The organism is Halobacterium sp. KA-4 (assembly GCF_021028995.1).
Classification (GTDB): Archaea; Halobacteriota; Halobacteria; order Halobacteriales; family Halobacteriaceae; genus Halobacterium.
Genome location: NZ_JAJJZG010000005.1, coordinates 131,934 through 149,895, shown reverse-complemented (window position 1 = coordinate 149,895; position 17,962 = coordinate 131,934). Strand labels below are relative to the sequence as shown.

At 66.8% G+C, this 17,962-nt stretch carries 23 protein-coding genes; 13 read left to right on the top strand and 10 right to left on the bottom strand.

The window, feature by feature from the left end; all coding sequences use genetic code 11:
• Positions 1-19: 19 nt before the first annotated feature.
• Both LPA44_RS07340 and LPA44_RS07335 read right to left on the bottom strand, forming a co-directional pair.
• On the bottom strand, positions 20-943 hold the full coding sequence (locus LPA44_RS07340; RefSeq protein WP_230888937.1) for a glycosyltransferase: 924 nt from the start codon (positions 941-943) through the stop codon (positions 20-22).
• Positions 944-1,023: 80 nt separating this feature from the next.
• Positions 1,024-1,296, bottom strand: coding sequence for a hypothetical protein (locus LPA44_RS07335; RefSeq protein ID WP_230888936.1), 273 nt, complete (start codon positions 1,294-1,296; stop codon positions 1,024-1,026).
• Between LPA44_RS07335 and LPA44_RS07330 the strand changes: the two genes are divergently transcribed.
• Genes LPA44_RS07330 through LPA44_RS07320 form a run of 3 tightly spaced genes read left to right on the top strand, consistent with a single transcriptional unit; the run spans position 1,201 to position 2,691 of the window.
• On the top strand, positions 1,201-1,566 hold the full coding sequence (locus tag LPA44_RS07330; RefSeq protein WP_442903371.1) for a DUF7528 family protein: 366 nt from the start codon (positions 1,201-1,203) through the stop codon (positions 1,564-1,566). The two genes, LPA44_RS07335 and LPA44_RS07330, sit on opposite strands and share 96 nt — an antisense overlap.
• Positions 1,567-1,597: 31 nt before the next feature.
• Positions 1,598-2,506, top strand: a complete 909-nt coding sequence (locus tag LPA44_RS07325; RefSeq protein ID WP_230888934.1) for a DUF1028 domain-containing protein — start codon at positions 1,598-1,600, stop codon at positions 2,504-2,506.
• Between the two features lie 38 nt (positions 2,507-2,544).
• Complete coding sequence (locus LPA44_RS07320; RefSeq protein ID WP_230888933.1) at positions 2,545-2,691, top strand: hypothetical protein; 147 nt, start codon at positions 2,545-2,547, stop codon at positions 2,689-2,691.
• Between the two features lie 310 nt (positions 2,692-3,001).
• On the opposite strand, the gene LPA44_RS07315 is transcribed toward LPA44_RS07320, so the two are convergent.
• The 3 genes from LPA44_RS07315 to LPA44_RS07305 all read right to left on the bottom strand — a co-directional run bounded on the left by LPA44_RS07315 (position 3,002) and on the right by LPA44_RS07305 (position 5,241).
• Complete coding sequence (locus LPA44_RS07315; protein WP_230888932.1) at positions 3,002-3,208, bottom strand: cold-shock protein; 207 nt, start codon at positions 3,206-3,208, stop codon at positions 3,002-3,004.
• A gap of 130 nt (positions 3,209-3,338) precedes the next feature.
• The gene (locus LPA44_RS07310) at positions 3,339-4,931 is read right to left on the bottom strand and encodes an SLC13 family permease (protein WP_230888931.1); all 1,593 of its coding nucleotides are present in this window, start codon (positions 4,929-4,931) and stop codon (positions 3,339-3,341) included.
• A gap of 64 nt (positions 4,932-4,995) precedes the next feature.
• Positions 4,996-5,241: a hypothetical protein gene (locus tag LPA44_RS07305; protein ID WP_230888930.1), complete on the bottom strand. Its 246-nt coding sequence runs from the start codon at positions 5,239-5,241 to the stop codon at positions 4,996-4,998.
• Positions 5,242-5,416: 175 nt separating this feature from the next.
• Here LPA44_RS07305 and LPA44_RS07300 point away from each other — a divergent pair, with 175 nt between their 5' ends.
• Both LPA44_RS07300 and LPA44_RS07295 read left to right on the top strand, forming a co-directional pair.
• The gene (locus LPA44_RS07300) at positions 5,417-5,695 is read left to right on the top strand and encodes a PadR family transcriptional regulator (RefSeq protein ID WP_058983503.1); all 279 of its coding nucleotides are present in this window, start codon (positions 5,417-5,419) and stop codon (positions 5,693-5,695) included.
• A 2-nt stretch (positions 5,696-5,697) separates the two neighbouring features.
• Positions 5,698-5,940 carry a hypothetical protein gene (locus LPA44_RS07295; protein ID WP_230888929.1) on the top strand — a complete coding sequence of 81 codons (243 nt, stop codon included), beginning with the start codon at positions 5,698-5,700 and terminating at the stop codon, positions 5,938-5,940.
• Here LPA44_RS07295 and LPA44_RS07290 read toward each other — a convergent pair whose 3' ends face one another.
• On the bottom strand, positions 5,941-7,098 hold the full coding sequence (locus LPA44_RS07290) for an AI-2E family transporter (protein ID WP_230888928.1): 1,158 nt from the start codon (positions 7,096-7,098) through the stop codon (positions 5,941-5,943).
• 106 nt (positions 7,099-7,204) lie between these two features.
• On the opposite strand from LPA44_RS07290, the gene LPA44_RS07285 reads away from it, so the two are divergent.
• Positions 7,205-8,509, top strand: coding sequence for an MgtC/SapB family protein (locus tag LPA44_RS07285; protein ID WP_230888927.1), 1,305 nt, complete (start codon positions 7,205-7,207; stop codon positions 8,507-8,509).
• Between the two features lie 65 nt (positions 8,510-8,574).
• Positions 8,575-9,951: a class-III pyridoxal-phosphate-dependent aminotransferase gene (locus tag LPA44_RS07280; RefSeq protein WP_230888926.1), complete on the top strand. Its 1,377-nt coding sequence runs from the start codon at positions 8,575-8,577 to the stop codon at positions 9,949-9,951.
• Here LPA44_RS07280 and LPA44_RS07275 read toward each other — a convergent pair whose 3' ends face one another.
• From LPA44_RS07275 to LPA44_RS07265, 3 genes are read right to left on the bottom strand one after another with little or no spacing between them, the layout of a single operon-like run.
• The gene (locus tag LPA44_RS07275) at positions 9,952-10,362 is read right to left on the bottom strand and encodes a plastocyanin/azurin family copper-binding protein (protein WP_230888925.1); all 411 of its coding nucleotides are present in this window, start codon (positions 10,360-10,362) and stop codon (positions 9,952-9,954) included.
• A 58-nt stretch (positions 10,363-10,420) separates the two neighbouring features.
• The gene (locus LPA44_RS07270) at positions 10,421-10,735 is read right to left on the bottom strand and encodes a hypothetical protein (RefSeq protein WP_230888924.1); all 315 of its coding nucleotides are present in this window, start codon (positions 10,733-10,735) and stop codon (positions 10,421-10,423) included.
• Between the two features lie 56 nt (positions 10,736-10,791).
• On the bottom strand, positions 10,792-11,526 hold the full coding sequence (locus tag LPA44_RS07265) for a hypothetical protein (RefSeq protein WP_230888923.1): 735 nt from the start codon (positions 11,524-11,526) through the stop codon (positions 10,792-10,794).
• A 114-nt stretch (positions 11,527-11,640) separates the two neighbouring features.
• On the opposite strand from LPA44_RS07265, the gene LPA44_RS07260 reads away from it, so the two are divergent.
• A complete protein-coding gene (locus LPA44_RS07260) occupies positions 11,641-12,558 on the top strand; it encodes an A/G-specific adenine glycosylase (RefSeq protein WP_230888922.1) in 918 nt (305 codons plus the stop codon).
• Between the two features lie 76 nt (positions 12,559-12,634).
• Positions 12,635-13,642 (top strand): sodium:calcium antiporter, encoded by a 1,008-nt coding sequence (locus tag LPA44_RS07255; RefSeq protein WP_230888921.1) that lies wholly within the window; start codon positions 12,635-12,637, stop codon positions 13,640-13,642.
• A gap of 28 nt (positions 13,643-13,670) precedes the next feature.
• On the opposite strand, the gene LPA44_RS07250 is transcribed toward LPA44_RS07255, so the two are convergent.
• Positions 13,671-14,099 carry a universal stress protein gene (locus LPA44_RS07250; protein ID WP_230888920.1) on the bottom strand — a complete coding sequence of 143 codons (429 nt, stop codon included), beginning with the start codon at positions 14,097-14,099 and terminating at the stop codon, positions 13,671-13,673.
• A 112-nt stretch (positions 14,100-14,211) separates the two neighbouring features.
• On the opposite strand from LPA44_RS07250, the gene LPA44_RS07245 reads away from it, so the two are divergent.
• The 4 genes from LPA44_RS07245 (at position 14,212) to LPA44_RS07230 (ending at position 17,925) form a co-directional block, all read left to right on the top strand.
• The gene (locus LPA44_RS07245) at positions 14,212-14,799 is read left to right on the top strand and encodes a thymidine kinase (protein ID WP_230888919.1); all 588 of its coding nucleotides are present in this window, start codon (positions 14,212-14,214) and stop codon (positions 14,797-14,799) included.
• Position 14,800: 1 nt separating this feature from the next.
• Positions 14,801-15,448, top strand: a complete 648-nt coding sequence (locus LPA44_RS07240) for a YIP1 family protein (protein ID WP_230888918.1) — start codon at positions 14,801-14,803, stop codon at positions 15,446-15,448.
• A 51-nt stretch (positions 15,449-15,499) separates the two neighbouring features.
• Complete coding sequence (locus LPA44_RS07235) at positions 15,500-15,736, top strand: hypothetical protein (protein ID WP_269069861.1); 237 nt, start codon at positions 15,500-15,502, stop codon at positions 15,734-15,736.
• A gap of 80 nt (positions 15,737-15,816) precedes the next feature.
• Positions 15,817-17,925 carry a DHH family phosphoesterase gene (locus LPA44_RS07230; protein ID WP_230888916.1) on the top strand — a complete coding sequence of 703 codons (2,109 nt, stop codon included), beginning with the start codon at positions 15,817-15,819 and terminating at the stop codon, positions 17,923-17,925.
• The last annotated feature ends 37 nt before the right edge of the window (positions 17,926-17,962 follow it).

The window sequence follows — 17,962 nt, the reverse complement described above, 5'->3', positions numbered from 1 at the left end:
CCCCCGTGCATCGGGCTCGCTACTCGTCGACGCGCTCGACGACTTCCACGTCGAACTTCCCGCGCCAGCGGTAGCGCCGGCCACCCCAGACGAACGTCCGGCGGGCGTGCGCGTACACACCGAGCGGAATCGCTGCCAACACTGCGGGGTACGCGAGAATGGCAGTCCATCGCCGAATCCCGAACACTACGTAGACGCCCGCGACGAGCGCGGTGAGGCCGGACGCGGCGTACAGCGGTACGAGCAGACAGGCGAGGAAGAGCGCGAGCGTCACCAGCGCGACGACGACGTGCCCGCTCGGGTCGTGCGTGGCGACGATTTGCGTGAATCGGACGTGGCGTTCGAGCGTCTGCCGGAGCGTGCCGCCGATTTCGACGCGGCGAGTGCGTCGCAGCGGTGTGACGTCGAGGCGCTCGGCGAGCAGGCCGTCGTCGCTGACCGTCCGGCGGAGGTCCGCCAGGAACGCGTCGACGTCGAGGTCGTCGCGCTCGAAGACGACCGCGCCGGCCCACGCCTGGTCGCCGACGTAGACGCCGAGCGTGCCGCCGAGCGCGTAGACGGGTTCGAGCAGCGTCGAGAGCGGGTCGCGCCCGACGAAGAACGGGAGTTCGGAGACAGGACCGTAGCGCTCGTAGTCTGCGTGGAGGCCGTCGAGCCAGTCCGGCGGATGGTGGAAGTCGTCGTCGGTCCACACGATGCGGTCGTGCGCGGCGGCTTCCATGCCCGCAGCGATGGCATTTGCCTTCCCCGAACACCCCTCGGGCTCGCCCGCGAACACGAGGTCGGTTTGCTCGGGGAGGTCGTCCACGCGGTCGGCGACGGGGTCCGCCTCGGTGTCGCAGACGACGAGTAGTTCGTCCGCGGGGCCGAGCTGGGCGGCCACCTCGTCGCAGGCCGAGGTCCACTCGACGGTCGGCAGCAGGACGCTCGTCGGCGGAGCCATACGCCGATATTCCGGGAGTCGGGTGAAAAATCGAACGGGCGAGTGCGGCCGGACAGCCGGCGTCTGTCCCACCACCGGAGTTAACTACGAGTGCCTGCAACGGTCTCCCACGATGCCGAGTCAGAATCTGACGACGCCGGCAGCCGAGGATAGAGTAAGCCACGGCGACGTGGCTGGTCGAGAAATCCGACCGCTCGCCTGATTTCTCCGTCGAGCGCCGCGGCAGCCGGGTCGCCGTCACCGTCGGCGACGAAGAACTGCTTCTCCCCCGCGAGGACGCCGCCGAGCTCCGCGACTCGCTGGACGACGCACTGACCGCCCGAGAGACGTTCGTGAACACCGTCGGCGTGCACCGCCCGGACGGTAGTTACGTCGTGGAGCGCCGCGGCGCCGACTCGTCGGGCAACCGCAAAGTGTTCGACTCCTTCGACGCGCTGGAGCGACTCTGCCAGCGCCTCCCCACGGAGTTCACTGCCGACGACCTCTCCGCAAGCGGGCTGACGGCGGGCCGTCGACACATGGTGTTGTGGCATCTCGCTGAACACCCCGCGTTCGATGTCTCGCTGGCGAGTCGGCAACCGTTGACCGCCGAGAAGACGGCAACGGAGGTGGTCGAGCCGTAGGCTTTTGCCCGCGGCTGGCCACCTGCCGGCCATGACGTTCTCCATCGTTGCGCGCGACCCGGAGACCGACGCGGTCGGGGTCGCCGTCCAGTCGAAGTTCGTCGGCGTGGGCGCGGTCGTCCCGTTCGCCAGCGCCGACGCGGGTGCCATCGCCACGCAGGGTTTCGCGAACGTCGCGTACGGCCCGGACGGCCTCGACCTGCTACGCGAGGGGTATTCGGCCGACGAAGTCGTCGAACAACTCACCGAGGACGACGAGGACGCCCCGCAGCGACAGGTAGGGGTGGTCGGACAGGACGGCTCCGTGGCCGCGTTCACAGGCGACGAGTGCTTCGACCACGCCAGCGACCGACAGGGCGAACAGTACACCGTGCAGGGGAACATCCTCGAAAACCGTGAGACCGTGGACGCGATGGCCGAGACGTTCGAGGCGACCGAGGGCGGCCTCCCGGAGAAACTCATCGCGGCGCTGCACGCGGGCAACGAGGCGGGCGGCGACCAGCGTGGCGAGCAGTCTGCTGCGCTGTACGTCGCGAAACCGGAGGGCGGCTACGACGGCGGGAACGACCGCTGGATAGACGTCCGCGTGGACGACCACGACGCCCCCATCGACGAACTGGAGCGCGTGTTCCGCGTCTACGACGTCACGCTCCTCGAACGCGAGGACCCCGAGGAGTACCGCGAACTCGATGGCGACACCGCCGAAGCCGTCGAGGGAGCGCTCGCCGACCTCGGCTTCTACGACGGTACGCCATCCGGCGAGTTCGACGAAGCCGCTCGGGACGCACTCGAAGCGTTCCGCGGGATGAACAACTTCGAGAACCACGACCTCGACGCGCTGGAGGACGCGCTCGCTCGCGGTTGGACGGACGCCGAGGGCGACGGCGAGGAGCTCGTGAACGCCACCTGGCACGGGCTCTCGCGGCTTGACCGGAAGTAGCGCGGCATATTGATACGGCCGGCGTTCCGACAGCCGGTATGCGAAGCGAGGAGGAAATCCGCGAGCAGTACGAGTTTCTCGTCGAACAGCTCGAATCCGAGGAGATGAACCACGAGGGCGTCCGCGAGATGTTCACGTACTACCGACGGGCGCTCGGTTGGGTGTTGGAAGAAGAGCACATGTAGCGGCAGCCGTTACTGCCGGGGATAGGTTTATTATCGTCGCCCGTTTTGACCCAGGTGACGCTTCGCTTTGGAGGGCCGAAGCGTCAGCGGGGACCAATTCAGGGCGGCTGCGGGGCCGGATTTTCCGGCTCCGCATCCTTTTCCGTTGCACGACGCTCGAAGCGGCAGTACTGTGAATTCGTCTCACCAGGCGCTCCAGAGACGGTTCTCGTCAGTATATTCGGTTACGTACAGAGCGCGTCAGCTCGGCCGTATCGTCGTCTGAAAAATTGGAGTGTCGGTTGTCGCTGTGAACGACAGGTACGTCGTATTACAGTCGGACGACGTTCGCTGCGCGAGGCCCCTTGGGCGAGGACTCGATGTCGAATTCGACCTCGGTACCTTCCGTGAGGTCTTCGCCGCCGACGTCTTCCATGTGGAAGAACACGTCTTCGTCGTCGTCGAGGTCGCCGTCGTCAGTCGTGATGAAACCGTAGCCGCCAGTGTCGTTGAAGAAGTCAACCTTACCTTCTGCCATTACAACCAAACAGAGGCGCGATACACGGATAACCGTTCCGAGAGGATGGGTAGCACGACTGCCACGAGGTCGAATCCGTCGCGATTGCTCGAAGACGCCGGAAGACGAGGCGTCGAGTCGTCGGGCCGCGTTACCAGAGGAACATCGGCCAGACGAACTGGAACAGCAGCCAGATGAACACCGTCAGTACCGCGGTCATGAGGAGGTTGAGGACGACGCCGGCGCGCATCATGTCGCGCTGTTCGATGTACCCCGAGCCGAACACGATGGCGTTCGGGGGCGTCGCGACCGGGAGCGCGAACGCGAAGCTCGCGGCGATAGCGCCACTCACCGCCAGGAAGATGGCGGCGGACTCCTCGGCGAGGCCGAGCGTCGCAGCGAGGATACCACCGATAGAGACGAGCACTGGCACGATGATGGTGGCAGTTGCGGTGTTGGAGGTCATCTCCGTGAGGAAGATGACCAGCAGGACGACGGCGGCGACGATGACGACGATGGGGAGGCCGGTGAGCGAGCCGAAGATGGACTCGGCGATCCAGCGCGTCGCGCCGCTGTTGGCGAACCCGGAGGCCAACGAGAGGCCACCGCCGAAGAGGAGGATGGTCCCCCAGTCGATGTCGACGAGATCCTCCCACTCGGTGGTGTCCGCGAGCACGAGCGCGGGGATAGCGTAGAGACCGACCATGACGTAGTACAGCAGTCCCTGATAGCCGCCTTCGGTGCCGAACAGCGTCGGGCCGTTGCCGCCGAACAGCGTGGTGTGGAGGACGTTCGCGGTGTCGGTGCTGAGGCCGACGGTCTCGAACAGCCACCAGACGGGGCCGCCGAGGCCGCCCAGCACCCACAGGCCGGCGGTCGCGGTGAAGATGTACGCGACGCGGCGGCCGCGCGTGCTCAGTTCGCCCTCCTCGCGAAGGTAGCGGCGTGCTTCCTCGCGCGCGCCACTGACGTCCTCGATTTCCGGCGGGAACAGCCGGAACGTCAGGACGTACCAGACGATGGGGAGCGTGACGACGACGATAGGGAGGCCGATGAGCAGCCAGTCGGCGAACCCGATTTCGTAGCCGAGCTGGTCGTTGAGGACGCCTGCGACGACGGCGTTCGGCGGCGTCCCGATGAGCGTGCCGACGCCGCCGACGCTGGCACCGTACGCAGTCCCGAGGAGGGTGGCGACCTGGATGTTCGTCGTGGGTTCCCCGTCACCGGCTTCCGTGAGTTCGTCGCGGCCGACGACTTGCGCGAGCACGCCGACCGCGATGGGCGTCATCATCGCGCTGGTGGCGGTGTTCGAGACCCACATCGAGAGCACCGCGGTCGCAATCATCACCGCGAGGATGAGCTTGCGGGGACTGGACCCCATGCGCGCCATGATGTACAGCGCGATGCGGCGGTCGATGTCGTACTTCTGGAGCGCGTTCGCGAGCATGAACCCCGCGATGAACAGGAAGATGAGGTGGTCGGCGAACGGCGCGAGTGCGTCGTCGAGGTCGCCGAACACCCCGAACGCGGTGAGCAGCGCGGGAATCGAGAGCGCGGTGACCGCCAGTGGGAGCGCGCCGGTCACCCAGAGGATGCCGGCGAACGCCATCGTGGCGATGGCGTACTTCCCTTCGAGGCCGAGGCCCTCGGGGGTCGGTGCGAGCGCGATGGCGGCGGTGACCGCGAGCGCGAGCGCGAACACCGCGAGTCGGCCACGCGTCGAGCGAACGTCCACCTGTATCATTGATACACGGGCAGTCGCCACTCCTATCGTTAATGATTAACGGAATTACTCTCGGTGCGGTGGCTCAGAAGTGCTCGACGATGGCGGCCACCTGTTCGTCGTCGAGTTCGGCCGCGTAGAGGTCGAAGAGGTCACGGAGGCGGTCGCCGGAGAGCCCGCGGTTTCCACCCTCGAGCATCGAGACGTGGGCCTGCCGGAGGTCCGGAACTGCGCGCTCGACGTCGCGCTGGCTGAAGTCGGCGGCGACGCGGAGGAGTCGCCACGCTGTCGGCGAGACGTCTGGGAGGTTGTGGGCGTCCACGCCGGCCATGTGAGCGTGTCGCTCGGCGGCCGGCATAAAGTCGGCGGGACGGCGGGCGATGCCAGTTCGAGTCACCGATATCGACATGTCACTTCGATACACGCCCGGTCGTTATCGGCAATCGGCACGCCAATCCCCTACGCTTATGCTTTCCGAGACGAAAGACATAACGAGAGTAGGACATATGTATGACCTGACAGGGTTCCAGCGCGACCTCCTCTACGTCGTCGCCGGACTAGACGAGCCACACGGCCTCGCCATCAAGGAAGAACTCGAAGAGTACTACGAGTCGGAAATCCACCACGGTCGACTCTACCCCAACCTCGACACCCTCGTCGACAAGGGCCTCGTCGACAAAGGCCAACTCGACCAGCGGACTAACTACTACACGCTCACTCGCCGCGGCCGCCGCGAAATCGCCGCGCGCCGCGAGTGGGAACAGCAGTACGTCGACCTCGACTAGCTGTGGTCTCCTCGCGGACCGCCACCGCCGCCGTCGGCGTGCTCGCGAGCCTCGCTATCAGCGTCGCCGCGTGGGTCGTCTTCGATATCGCCGTCTTCTTCCTCGCAGTGCCGCTGATTCCGCTGCTGTTCCGACGACGCACTGAGGAACCCGCCGTCTACGAGTGCCCGGACTGCGGGTTCCGGACGCAGAATCCCGAATTCGCGTACTGTCCGCACGACGGCACCCGCCTCGAAGAGCGCTGACTACGACCCCCCGCCGTTCTCCGAATCCGACTCGAATTCCGAGACGTCGGTCTGTTCGCCGTCGTCGCTCGCCGTCAAGATGTCGCCACCGAGCGCCTCCGGCGAAATCTCCTCGCCCGCCAGCAACTCCGGGAGCACGAGCCGGGCGAAGTGCACGACGAACACGAGCACGAGCGGGCCGAGGAACAGTCCGTACCAGCCCCACAGTAGCGGCCCGAAGACGTACGACAGAATCACCAGCCCGAGGTGGATGTCGCGCCCCGAGACGTACGGCCGCAACAGCAAGTCCGGCACGAAGTCCACGACGACCGCGGCGACAGCGACGAAGACGGCGACGAACACGTAGCCGGTGCCGCTCTGGTACGCGACGAAGCCGAGCCACCCGGCCAGCGGTATCCACACGAGTTTGATGCCGACGACCGGAACGAGGCTCGCGATGCCCGTGATGAGCCCGAACAACACGGGATAGGGGGTGGCGATACCCGCCGGCGAGAAGGCGTCCAGCGTCGCGTACGACACCGCGGCGATGACGCCGGTGGCGAACGCGAAGACGATGTTTCCGAAGAAGACCGTCGAGAGGTCGTGGTCGACCGCCCGCGCGTACGCCTCCGTGACACCGCTGCCGTCCGTGAACCGACGCTGGAACCAGCCGCCGAGGCGGTGGTCGTCCCGGAGCAGGTAGAACGCGACGATGACAACCGCGAACAGGTGGACGAACAGCGTCCCGAGGAAGCCGACGTACTCCAGCGCGTTGCTCGCAGACGAGGCCAGCGCTTCCTGTACTGACGGCTGGTTCAGGAACGCCTGCGGGTCCTGGACGATGGAGGAGACGTCGAGATACGGGTCGAGAAGCGTTCCGACCCGCCCGAGGTCGACGTTCTGGGCGTCGACGAACTGGTTGAACTCCTGGAGGCCGACGGCGGTGGTGTAGGCGACGACCAGCATCGCGGGGAGCGCGAGCGTCACGAGCGCCACCACCGCGCGGACCGTCGGCTGCTGTATCCACCGTCCGAGACGGCGGTAGACCGGTCGCGTCGCGTAGTAGATGAAGATGCCGAGCACGAACGTCCCGAGGAACGAGTAGACGGTGAACGCGAGCACGCCGCTGAGCACGGCAGCCACCACCCACCACGCGAGTCGACCGCGGTCGACGTCCATTACATGAGATTGCAGCGCGGCCACGCAAAAAGATTCGCCGGCCGTGCCCGGGTGGCAGCCTGTTTGAGCCCGCAAGTTTTTGCCCACCCACGATGAACGCCAGAGAGTGCCCGGAATCATCGAGTTGCTGGCGGACGCCCCGGTCGACAGCCGCGTCGTCCGCCTCGCGCTGTCGGTCGCGCTCGGGCTGTTCATCGGCCTCGAGCGTGAGTGGGCCCAGAAGGCCGCCGGCATCCGGACGTTCGCGCTCGTCAGCGTTCTCGCCACCATCTTCACCGAGGTGGATACAGAGCGTTGCGCGGACGCCGCGGGCGTCTGCCCGCCGTACCTCTCCAGCGTCGGTGCCGCGTTCGTCATTGTCGTTACGGGCGTGCTGATGGTCTCGGGGATGCGCAACGAGGACGAGGGGCTCCACCTGACGACCGCTGTGAGCCTGATGGTGGCGTACGGCGTCGGCGTGCTCGTCGCCATCGACGCGGTGCTCCCCGCGACGGTCGTCGCCGTCACCAGTTCCGTCCTGCTGGTGTTCAAGCGCGAACTCCACGGGTTCGCGTGGGGGCTCTCCCGGGAGGAGCTGCGCTCGACGTTCGAATTCGCGATTCTGGCGTTCGTCGTCTACCCGCTGTTGCCGGCCGGCACCGTCGCGCTCGGGTCGGGGCGGTACGCGGTCGAAATCGAGCCACGCGTCGTCTGGCTGATGGTCGTGTTCGTCGCCGGCATCGGCATCGTGAATTACGTCGTCGTGAAGACGTACGGCGGCCGCGGCATCGCCGTCACGGGGTTCTTCGGCGGGCTGGCGTCCTCGACGGCGGTCGTCGGGACGATGCTCGACCACGTCAGCCAGCGCACGGAGGCGGCGTCGTACGCGGTCGCGGGCGTCTTGCTCGCAAATGCCGCGATGGCGCTCCGGAATCTCCTCATCGTCGTGGTGTTCACGCTCTCGACGGGCGTGCTCGTGGCGGCGACGGTCCCGCTCGTCGTCATCGTCCTCGGCTGTATCGGCGTCGCGGCGGTCACCGCGGACTGGTCGACGCGCGTCGAGATGGAACTGGAGAGCCCGTTCTCGATGCGGAATGCGCTCGCGTTCGGCGCGATGTTCCTCGTCGTCGTGGTCGCGGGTGGGCTCGCGCAGACCCAATTCGGTTCCGCCGGCCTCTACGCGACCGCCATCCTCTCCGGCCTGGTGTCGAGCGCGGGCGCGACGACGTCCGCCATCGTGCTCTACCGGACGGGCGCGATTTCGGGGACGGCCGCCACCATCGCCGTGTTGCTGGCGACCGCCTCCTCCATCGGCGTGAAGGTCGCGCTCACCGCCGCCAGCGACAACCGCTCGTTCGCGTACCGTGTCGCCGGATACAGCGCAGTTCTGCTCGTCGCTGGTGGCGTCGCGACCGCTGTCGTCGCGTTCTGACGGCCGGTGAAGTTTGCCCCAACCGTAACGAATCGCTTTTGTCGGCGGCCCGGGCAACCAGAACCATGGACAGGGAGACCGCGGAGCCGAGCGTCCGAAGCCTGCCCGGCGAGAAAGCCCGGCAGTGGGTCGACTACCACCACGAGCACGCCGCACCCAGCACGTACGTCTACGAGTTCGTCTGGGACATCACCGAAGACGCCGCCGGCCCGTTCTGCCGGGACGTCGACGGTAACGTCCTCATGGACTTCACGAGCCACGTCGCGGCCGCGCCGTTCGGCTACAACAACCCCAAAATCATGGACCGACTGGCGGAGTTCGACGTCGTCGACCCCTCCAAGATTGCGGGCCAGGACTTCTACGCCAGCGGCGGCTGGCCACCCGAGGACGCCGACTTACCGACATCCACGCAACTACTTCACCGGCTCACCGATATCACCGAGGAGTACGGCCTGGACACGGTCTTCCTCTCGAATACGGGCGCGGAAGCCGTCGAGAACGCCATCAAAATCTGTTACGCGAACGGCGGCCACCGCGCGTTCACGTTCGACGGCGCGTTCCACGGGCGCACGCTCGGCGCGCTCTCGCTGAACCGCTCGAAGGCCGTCCACCGCACCGGCTACCCCGAAATCGGCGTCGTCGTCTCCGCACCCTACTGCGCTTGTGAGAGCGACTGCGAGTGCGGGTGGAAGACCAACGGCCCCGGTGGGAACGTCGTCGCGGACAAACTCCACCCCAAGCGCGGCGTCATCGACCCCGAGGAAGTGGCGTACCTCATCCTCGAACCCCAGCAGGGCGAGGGCGGCTACCGCGTCCCCAGCGACGACTTCGCCGACGACATCGCCGACATCCAACAGACCCACGACATCCCCGTCATCGCCGACGAGATTCAGTCCGGGCTCGGCCGCACGGGCGAACTCTGGGGCGTCGACCACACCAGCATCGACCCCGACGTCATCACGTCCGCGAAAGGCCTGCGCGTCGGCGCGACCGTCGCCAACGAGGACCTCTTCCCCGACGAGACCGGCCGACTCTCCTCGACGTGGGGCGCGGGCGACCTGCTCGCGGCCGCACAGGGCGTCGCCACCATCGACGCCATCACCAGCGACGGCGTGCTCGACAACGTCACCGAGCGCGGCCGCCAAGTCGAAGAGATTCTCGCCGACGACGCGCCCGGCTTCGTCGCCGACGTGCGCGGGAACGGCCTCATGCTCGGCGTCGAGTTCGACACCAAGGACCGCCGCGAAGCCGTCGTGAAGGCGTGCCTAGAGCGCGGGCTACTGCTGCTCGGCTGCGGCTACAAGACGGTGCGCTTGCTCCCGCCGCTGGACGTCACGGAGCGCGAAATCGACGTCGCGATGGACGTCTTCCTGGATGCTCTCGACGACCCAAAGGTCACGAAGGCTGGACCCACTACGGGCCACAGCGAGGACGTCCAGTAACTACTCTTCGACGACGATTGCGCCGGTCATCCCCTGCGCCTGGTGGGGCGTACAGACGTACTCGTAGCGACCCGGCACCTCGAAGGTGTACTCGAAGTAGAAGCCGCGCTCCTCGATGGTGTCGTGGCCCGACCAGTCGGCGTCCGCGGGCTGACTCGTCACGGCGACGTTGTGCGTCCCGGACAGCCAGACGAACCGCACGGTCGTCCCCGTCGAAATCGTGAGTTCCTCAGGGTCGAAGACGTAGTTCCCATCGGGGCCGACTTCGACGACTTCCGTGCCCTCCGGAGCGTCGAGAGCGTCGACTTCGTCGTCGCTGCCGCCGCCACCGCCGAGACAACCGGCAAGCGCGGCCGTCGCGCCGATACCTGCGGTCGCTCGCAGCACGTCGCGTCGCGTTCGGTCTCGCATACCTCGTAGTCGGCGCGTCCGGGATTTAACAACCCCGCATTCTGTCGGCGGTCCAGCTTTAGAACTGGTAGCGGCGGTCGTCGTCGGGCTGCTGGACCGCGGCGCCGCCGGTCACATCGTCGAACGTCATCCCCGAAAGATATTCGTCGTAGGTAACGTCGTACGTCGACCGCAGGTGGAAGTCCAGGCGCCCGGACTCGGTCGTCGACTGGAACAGCAAGTGAATCGCACGCCGCAGCAGTTCGTCCGTGTCGGCGTCCAGCGCCGCGCTCAGCATCGCCAATTCTTGGCGACTCTCGCGGTCGAGGAACTCGTAGTCGTCGAGGTCTTCGTACGCCAATTCGACGTCGGTTTCGAGGTCGTCGAGACTCATACGCGGGACGTGTGCTGGCGTCGGGATACGCCTTTCCGTTGCTCGCAGCGCCCGCGTCAGGCGACAGCGCGGCCGCGCGCGGCCTGGTCGGTAGCGGCGTCGGGCACTGAGATGTTCACCGGCTCGCCGTACTCCGAGAACGTGATCGTGGCGTTCGCGTCCGTGGTCTGCCCGCTAATGGACATCGTGAGGTTCATCTCGACCTGCCGAAGCCGGTGTGTATCGTTAGCGGCGTACACCCGGTAAGTGGCAGACTCGACGCCGACCCCGTCGAGCGCCTGTCCCTGCTGCTGGGCGACGACGGACTTCACGTCCGACGGGTCGGGGTCGACCCGCAGCACGGTCGTCGCCACGCCGTCCACAGTCGCCGACCCCGCGACGGTGACGTTACCCGACTCCAGGAGCGCGCGCTGCTGGTCGATGCCGGTGCTCTCATTCCACGGCTCCCGGTCCGAGAGGTCGCGGGTCTGCCAGACGCCACCGACGTTCACGTACGCCGTCGTGCCGTCGATGGACGTCGTCGTCTCCTGCCCGAGAACAGTCGCGTTCACGCGCGCTCGTTCGGCCTCGTGGTCGAAGACACCGCGCTGGGTCATCGACAGCGACTGGCCGCTCGCAGAGACGTTCATCCGCATCTCCATGCGGTAGGTGTCGACGTCGGCCATCGCGTCCACGACGTTGCTCTGGAGTTGTGCGGCGTCCGCCGCGTTTTCGCCGTCCGAGAGACCGGTACAGCCCGCGGTCACGAGCAACGCGGCGACACAGACCGAAAGGCGGGCGTTCCATCGCATCACGCGCGAGTTCCCGTGCGTAGAAATTAATCCTCGCGGGCGTTCTCCCCGCCTGCAATTCGCGGCCGGCCGCGAACCAGCACCCCTAAGCGCGCGACCGAACAACTGCCGTCCATGACTGAGGGGGCCGGGGAGTACGCACTTCCCAGCGACGTCGACGCCGTTCGGGACGCGCTGGTGGCGTGGTACGAGGACGGCCACCGGGACTTCCCGTGGCGCCGCACCGACGACCCGTACGCGATTCTCGTCTCGGAGGTGATGAGCCAGCAGACCCAACTCTCTCGCGTCGAGGACGCCTACCACGCGTTCCTCGAGAAGTGGCCGACGACGACCGACCTCGCCGCTACGGACCGCGCGGACGTCGTCGGGTTCTGGTCGGCGAACAGCCTCGGGTACAACAACCGCGCGAAGTACCTCCACGAGGCCGCCCAGCAGGTCGAGAACGACTACGATGGCCAGTTCCCGGAGACGCCCGACGAACTCTCGGAGTTGATGGGCGTCGGCCCGTACACCGCCAACGCCGTCGCGTCGTTCGCGTTCGACAACGGCGACGCGGTCGTGGACACGAACGTCAAGCGCGTGCTCTACCGCGCGTTCGACGTCCCCGACGACGATACGGTCTTCGAGGAAGCCGCGAACGAGCTGATGCCGGACGGGGAATCCGAGGTCTGGAACAACGCCATCATGGAATTAGGCGGGGTGGCCTGCGGGAAGTCCCCGAGTTGTGACGAGGCCGGTTGTCCGTGGCGGGAGTGGTGTGCGGCGTACGCCTCGGGCGACTTCTCCGCGCCGGACGTCCCCGAGCAGTCGACGTTCGAGGGGAGTCGCCGGCAGAAGCGCGGGCGCGCGGTCGGCGCGCTCCGCGAGCACGGCGAACTCGAACTCGACGAACTCGGCCCGCGGGTGCGCGTCGACTACGGCGGCGACACCGGCCGCGAGTGGCTCCGTGGCTTACTCGAAGACCTCGCCGGGGACGGCCTCGTCGAACTCGAAGAGCACGGCGAGGAGACGGTCGCACGCCTCGCGAAGTGAACAGTCGGCGCCGACGCCAGCAATGTCGTTCCGGAGGGAGAACGAATAACCGGCCGCCGAATGTACGTCACGGTCCATGGCCGGGGTTCTCGTTCCACTAGTACTGGTCGTCGTTGGTACTGCCGTCATCTGGAAGGGCAGCAGCTTCTTCGAGCGCTCCGCCGAGCGCCTCAGCAAGTACTACGGCCTCCCCGTCGCCGTCCACGGTGCCATCGTCGTCGCCGTCGGGTCGAGTTTCCCCGAAATCAGTTCCGTCGTCGTCAGCACGGTCGTCCACGGCGAATTCTCGCTGGGCGTCGGCGCAATCGTCGGAAGTGCCATCTTCAACCTCCTCGTGATTCCTGCGCTGTCCGCGTTCTCCAGCGAGGAGCTGTCGACCACGCGGGACATCGTCCACAAGGACGCGCAGTTCTACATCATCTCCATTCTCGTGCTGTTCTTGGTGTTCGCGCTCGGTGCGACCTACGTCCCCGGCGGCACGAACCGGGCGGCAATCCTCACGCCGTCGCTCGCGCTCGTTCCACTCGCGACGTACGGCGTCTACGTTTTCCTCCACCAGCAGGACGCGAGCGAGCACGTCCCCGAACCAGCGCCGGACGTGCGCCCGCGCCGCGAGTGGGCCGTGCTCGCCGCCGCACTCGTCGTCATCGGCATCGGCGTCGAGGGAATCGTGCGCGCCGCGCTCTCCTTCGGCGCCACGTTCAACACGCCGACGTTCCTCTGGGGCGTCACCGTCATCGCCGCCGCGACCAGCCTCCCGGACGCCATCGTCAGCGTCCGAGCCGCGAAGAACGACGAGAGCGTCACCAGCGTCACGAACGTCCTCGGTAGCAACACGTTCAACCTCCTCGTCGCCATCCCGCTCGGCGTCCTCCTCGCCGGCACCGCCACCATCGACTTCCGCGTCGCGGTGCCGACGATGGGGTTCCTGGCGTTCGCGACGCTCGTGTTCGTTGTCACCACCCGCACCGACCTCGAACTCACCGACCGCGAAGCCGTCGGCTTCCTCGCGTTGTACGCGCTGTTCCTCGCATGGATGGTCCTCGAATCCGTCGGCGTCATCGAGACTGTCCGAGGTATCTGACCGCCAGCACCGAATGGCCACGCCTGGTCTACGCTTCGTCCTCGCGAACCGTCAACACGGGGACGTCTGAGGTACGGACGATGCGTTCGGTGACGCTCCCGAGGAGCGCGCGGTCGAGACCACGTCGGCCGTGCGTCCCCATCACGACCACATCGATGTCCTCGTCTTCGACGTACTGGAGGATGGTCTCGTAGGCACCGCCCTTCATCACGACGCCGACGGCTTCGATGTTCTGGTTGCTGGCTTTCTCGACGACGTCGTCGACGACCTGCTCGCCTTCCTCGGCCAGCGGATCGACGACGTCGTCCTCGAAGGTGACGGTGCTGTACTCGGTGGTATCCGCGACGTAGAGAACGTGCAGGCGGGCGCCGTAGCGGTCCGCGAGTTCGATTGCGTGCGGGACTGCAGCGTCCGCGGCACTGCTCCCGTCGGTCGGCAACAGGACGTCGTCGTACATACGCCGCGAGAGGTGAGCCGGCCCAAAATAGGTGCGGGTGGATTCCTGGCTGCCTGTAATCGCCGCCGCAGATGAGCAAGCGTTTTGCCCCGCGACCACCCCCGTTGTGAGCATGCACGCGATTACGAACTCCGGGTGGGCCGAGGTCATCACGGGGTCGATGTTCTCCGGGAAGACGGAGGAGCTGTTGCGGCGGCTGCGGCGCGCGGAAATCGCGGGCCAGGAGGTCGCGGCGTTCACGCCGGCCATCGACGACCGGTACGGCGAGGCGACGCTCGGCTCGCACGCCGGCCGCACGTGGGAGGCAACGGTCGTCGACACCACCGCAGAGGGCGTCTCGAAGATTCCCAGCTACCTCAACGGCGAGGAAGTCGTCGCCATCGACGAGGCGAACTTCTTCCCCGACGAACTCGTCGAAGTCTGTCAGAACCTCGCTAGCGACGGCCGCCGCGTCGTCGTCTCCGGCACCGACCAGACGTTCCGTGGGGAGCCGTTCGACCCCATCCCACAGTTGATGGCGGTCGCCGAGTACGTCGAGAAGTTCCAGGCCATCTGCACGCAGTGTGGGGAGCCCGCGACCCGCAACCAGCGGCTCATCGAGGGCGAGCCAGCCCACTACGACGACCCCACGATTATGGTCGGCGCGGAGGAGTCCTACGAGGCACGGTGTCGGAACTGCCACGTCGTCGAGCGGGACTGAGATGACTACGTGGGTAGAGCCTGAGGGTGGCCGCGAGCGCGGGCCGGTGGGGCTCGCGAAGGCGTTCACGCAGGTGCTCGTGAACCCCACGACGTTCTTCGAGGAAGCCGTCTCGCCGGGCGACCAAGCCCCGGGGCTGGTGTTCGCGATGGCGGTCGTGCTCGTCTCACAGGGAACGCGACTCGTACTGAACCCCGGGCATGCACTGGAATTCCCGGCCCCATCGTGGCTCGCCGCCACGCTCACACTCGCTCTCGCCGTCCTCCTGATTGCGCCCGCCGCGCTGCACGCGCTGTCAGCTGTCGAAACACTCGTGCTCGCTGCCGTGGTTCCCGACCGCGGTGGCGTCAGCGAAACCGTGCAAGTGCTCGCGTACGCCAGCGCGCCCTGCGCGTTCGTCGGTATCAGCGTCCCAGTAGTCACGTTCGTCTGCGGGCTGTGGGCGTTCGTGCTGCTCGTGCTCGGGACGCGCATCGTTCACAACACGTCGTTCGCGCGCGCCACGGTAACCGCGCTCGTGCCGGGCGTGCTCGCGTACGGCTCCGGATTCGGTTGGTTCGCTGCAACGGCTGCGCTGTTCCCGTGGACGGCCGACTACATGCCGTGGGTCGGGCGCGCGGTCGAGGCCGCTGCAGTGCTCGGAGTTTAGTGGGCGCACCGCCAACGTCGGCGTGTGCTCAACGTCAACTTCTCGGACCTCATGTTCGAACTGAAAGACGGTGCTGTCAAGCACGTCGGCCCGTCGAACACGGCCGCCGACGCGAAACTATTCGACGTCGAAGCCGCAGAAGCCCGCGAATTCGGCGACAAGCGCGTCAAACTCGTCTTCGAGGACGACAGCGGCAACGAAGTACAGGTCGCGTTGTTCCCCGAAGACGTTCGCGACGTCGTCGACGATGTGGAAGCGTTGGAAGCCGACAGCCCGGTCTTCGAGTAGCTCGCGAGCGCGAGTGTTACCACGTGGAACCGACGAGCTTTCGATAATCGTTTACGGCAGCACCCGCTCTTTCGAAGCAAATGGGTACGTGTATCATCTGCGGCTCCTCCACGGACGGCCGTGTCTGTGACACCCACGAGGAGGACGTCGCCTTCGAGTTCCGCGGAGATTCTCCCGATCAACTGACGCCCGGTCGCTACTACAAAGGCACCATCGACGGCTTCGCCGACTTCGGCGTGTTCGTCGACATCGGTGACTCTGTCACCGGCCTGCTTCACCGTAGCGAAGTGCCCGGCCGCCTCGAATCGCTCGGCTGGGACGCCGGCGACAAAGTGTACGTCCAAGTTACGGACGTCCACGACAACGAGAACGTCGACCTCGGCTGGTCGATTCGACAGGACGACCGCGACTTCCGCGGCCACCTCGTCGACGACCCGAGCGCGGAGTCGAACGCGGAGCTCCCGGAGGACGACGACGATTCCGACGAGGAACAGGACACCGAAACCAGCACCGCGGACGGCGGAACGCCGGTTTCCGAGGACGACGCCGAGTTCGAATTCGGCGAATCCGAAGACGCCGAACCCGAGCCCGAAGCCGAGGCAGACGAGGAAGCCGAGACGGACGAGGAAGCCGAAGCCGCCGACGGCGAAGCGGAAGCCGCGGAGAGCGAATCTGCGGATGCCGAGTCCGAAGAGAGCGAACCAGAACGCGTTCCGATTGCCGACCTCGAGGACTACGTCGACGAACGCGTCACGGTCGAGGGCGAGCTCGCGAACGCCCGGCAGACCAGCGGCCCGACGGTGTTCGAACTCGCCGACGAGACCGGTGCCGTCGACTGCGCTGCGTTCGTCGAAGCGGGCGTCCGCGCCTACCCCGACATCGAAGCGGGCGACGTCGTCCGCATCGTCGGCGAAGTCGAGCGCCGTCGCGGCGAACTCCAGGTCGAAACCGAGGACCTCTACGAGCTCGAAGGCACGGACGCGCAAGCCGTCGAAGCCCGCATGGAGGACGCGCTCACCGAGCGCGCCACCCCCGAGACGACTAACCTGCTCGCCGAGGACGACGCCGTCGAAGCCGTCACCGACGACCTCGTCGACGCCGCGACGGCCATCCGCCGCGCCGTCGTCGAATCTCGTCCGGTCATCGTCCGCCACACCGCCACCGTCGAAGGCTACGTCGCCGGCACGGCCATCGAGCGCGCGCTCCTCCCACTCATCCGGGACGAACACGAGCGCGAGGACGCCGAATACCACTACGTCGACCGGCGGCCGCTCGACGACGCGTTCTACACCATCGACGACGCCACCGGCGACGTGACGTCGATGCTGGAAGCCGCCGAACGCCACGACGAGAAACACCCACTGTTCGTGCTCGTCGGTGCCGGCTCGACCAGCGAGTCCACGGACGCCATCGACCTGCTGGACATCTACGACGCAGACACGGTCGCCATCGACGGCGGCTACACCGACGACGCTGCGGGCGCAGACGTTCTCGTCAGCCCGACGGAAGCCGGCGAGAATCCTGTGAACACGGGGGCGCTCGGCTCGCAGCTCGCCGCGTTCGTCAACGATGACGTACGAGAGGACCTCTACCACCTGCCCGCCGTCGCGTACTGGGCTGACACGCCCGACGCGTACGCGGACCTCGCCGCCCAGACCCACTACAGCCCGGACACGCTCGCCGAACTCCGAGACGCCATCGCGCTGGAAGCATTCTACCAGTCCTACGAGGACAAACGCGAACTCATCTCGGACCTGCTCTGGGGGGAGGCCGACGACTCGCTCATCGAGCACGTTTCCGAGCAGTTCCGCGAGCGCCTCGAAACGGAAGTTTCGACCGCCGAACCCCACCTCGACGTGCGCGGCCAGGACGGCGTCGCCTTCGAGACGCTGGACGTGGACGCGTACACTCACGAGTACGACTTCCCGCCGGTCGACCTGCTGCTCGACGCGCTCTACCGGCGTCGCGACCGTGCGGACGTGCTCGTCGGCGTGAGCGGCGACGAGATTCGCGTCCGCAGCGATGACGCGGTGGACGTGCGCGCCGTCGGCGAGACGGTCGCCGACGAACTCTCCGAGGCCGGTGTCGAGCCGCGCGGCGCACGCGACGGCCGCATCGAGTTCCTCTCCGGCGAGAAGGACGCGGTCGTCGACGCGGTCATCGACGCCATCACCGACCAGCTCGCCTAACTGCGACCCCGCAACGACACGTTTTTTCGCTCGCGGC

Coding starts and splice junctions, on each gene's coding strand:
- LPA44_RS07240 (WP_230888918.1), top strand. CDS start 14,801: ATGACTACGTGGGTAGAGCCTGAGGGTGGCCGCGAGCGCGGGCCGGTG.
- LPA44_RS07255 (WP_230888921.1), top strand. CDS start 12,635: ATGGCCGGGGTTCTCGTTCCACTAGTACTGGTCGTCGTTGGTACTGCC.
- LPA44_RS07320 (WP_230888933.1), top strand. CDS start 2,545: ATGCGAAGCGAGGAGGAAATCCGCGAGCAGTACGAGTTTCTCGTCGAA.
- LPA44_RS07270 (WP_230888924.1), bottom strand. CDS start 10,735: ATGAGTCTCGACGACCTCGAAACCGACGTCGAATTGGCGTACGAAGAC.
- LPA44_RS07315 (WP_230888932.1), bottom strand. CDS start 3,208: ATGGCAGAAGGTAAGGTTGACTTCTTCAACGACACTGGCGGCTACGGT.
- LPA44_RS07230 (WP_230888916.1), top strand. CDS start 15,817: ATGGGTACGTGTATCATCTGCGGCTCCTCCACGGACGGCCGTGTCTGT.
- LPA44_RS07300 (WP_058983503.1), top strand. CDS start 5,417: ATGTATGACCTGACAGGGTTCCAGCGCGACCTCCTCTACGTCGTCGCC.
- LPA44_RS07325 (WP_230888934.1), top strand. CDS start 1,598: ATGACGTTCTCCATCGTTGCGCGCGACCCGGAGACCGACGCGGTCGGG.
- LPA44_RS07235 (WP_269069861.1), top strand. CDS start 15,500: ATGTTCGAACTGAAAGACGGTGCTGTCAAGCACGTCGGCCCGTCGAAC.
- LPA44_RS07305 (WP_230888930.1), bottom strand. CDS start 5,241: ATGGCCGGCGTGGACGCCCACAACCTCCCAGACGTCTCGCCGACAGCG.
- LPA44_RS07280 (WP_230888926.1), top strand. CDS start 8,575: ATGGACAGGGAGACCGCGGAGCCGAGCGTCCGAAGCCTGCCCGGCGAG.
- LPA44_RS07265 (WP_230888923.1), bottom strand. CDS start 11,526: ATGCGATGGAACGCCCGCCTTTCGGTCTGTGTCGCCGCGTTGCTCGTG.
- LPA44_RS07290 (WP_230888928.1), bottom strand. CDS start 7,098: ATGGACGTCGACCGCGGTCGACTCGCGTGGTGGGTGGTGGCTGCCGTG.
- LPA44_RS07340 (WP_230888937.1), bottom strand. CDS start 943: ATGGCTCCGCCGACGAGCGTCCTGCTGCCGACCGTCGAGTGGACCTCG.
- LPA44_RS07275 (WP_230888925.1), bottom strand. CDS start 10,362: ATGCGAGACCGAACGCGACGCGACGTGCTGCGAGCGACCGCAGGTATC.
- LPA44_RS07310 (WP_230888931.1), bottom strand. CDS start 4,931: ATGATACAGGTGGACGTTCGCTCGACGCGTGGCCGACTCGCGGTGTTC.
- LPA44_RS07260 (WP_230888922.1), top strand. CDS start 11,641: ATGACTGAGGGGGCCGGGGAGTACGCACTTCCCAGCGACGTCGACGCC.
- LPA44_RS07245 (WP_230888919.1), top strand. CDS start 14,212: ATGCACGCGATTACGAACTCCGGGTGGGCCGAGGTCATCACGGGGTCG.
- LPA44_RS07250 (WP_230888920.1), bottom strand. CDS start 14,099: ATGTACGACGACGTCCTGTTGCCGACCGACGGGAGCAGTGCCGCGGAC.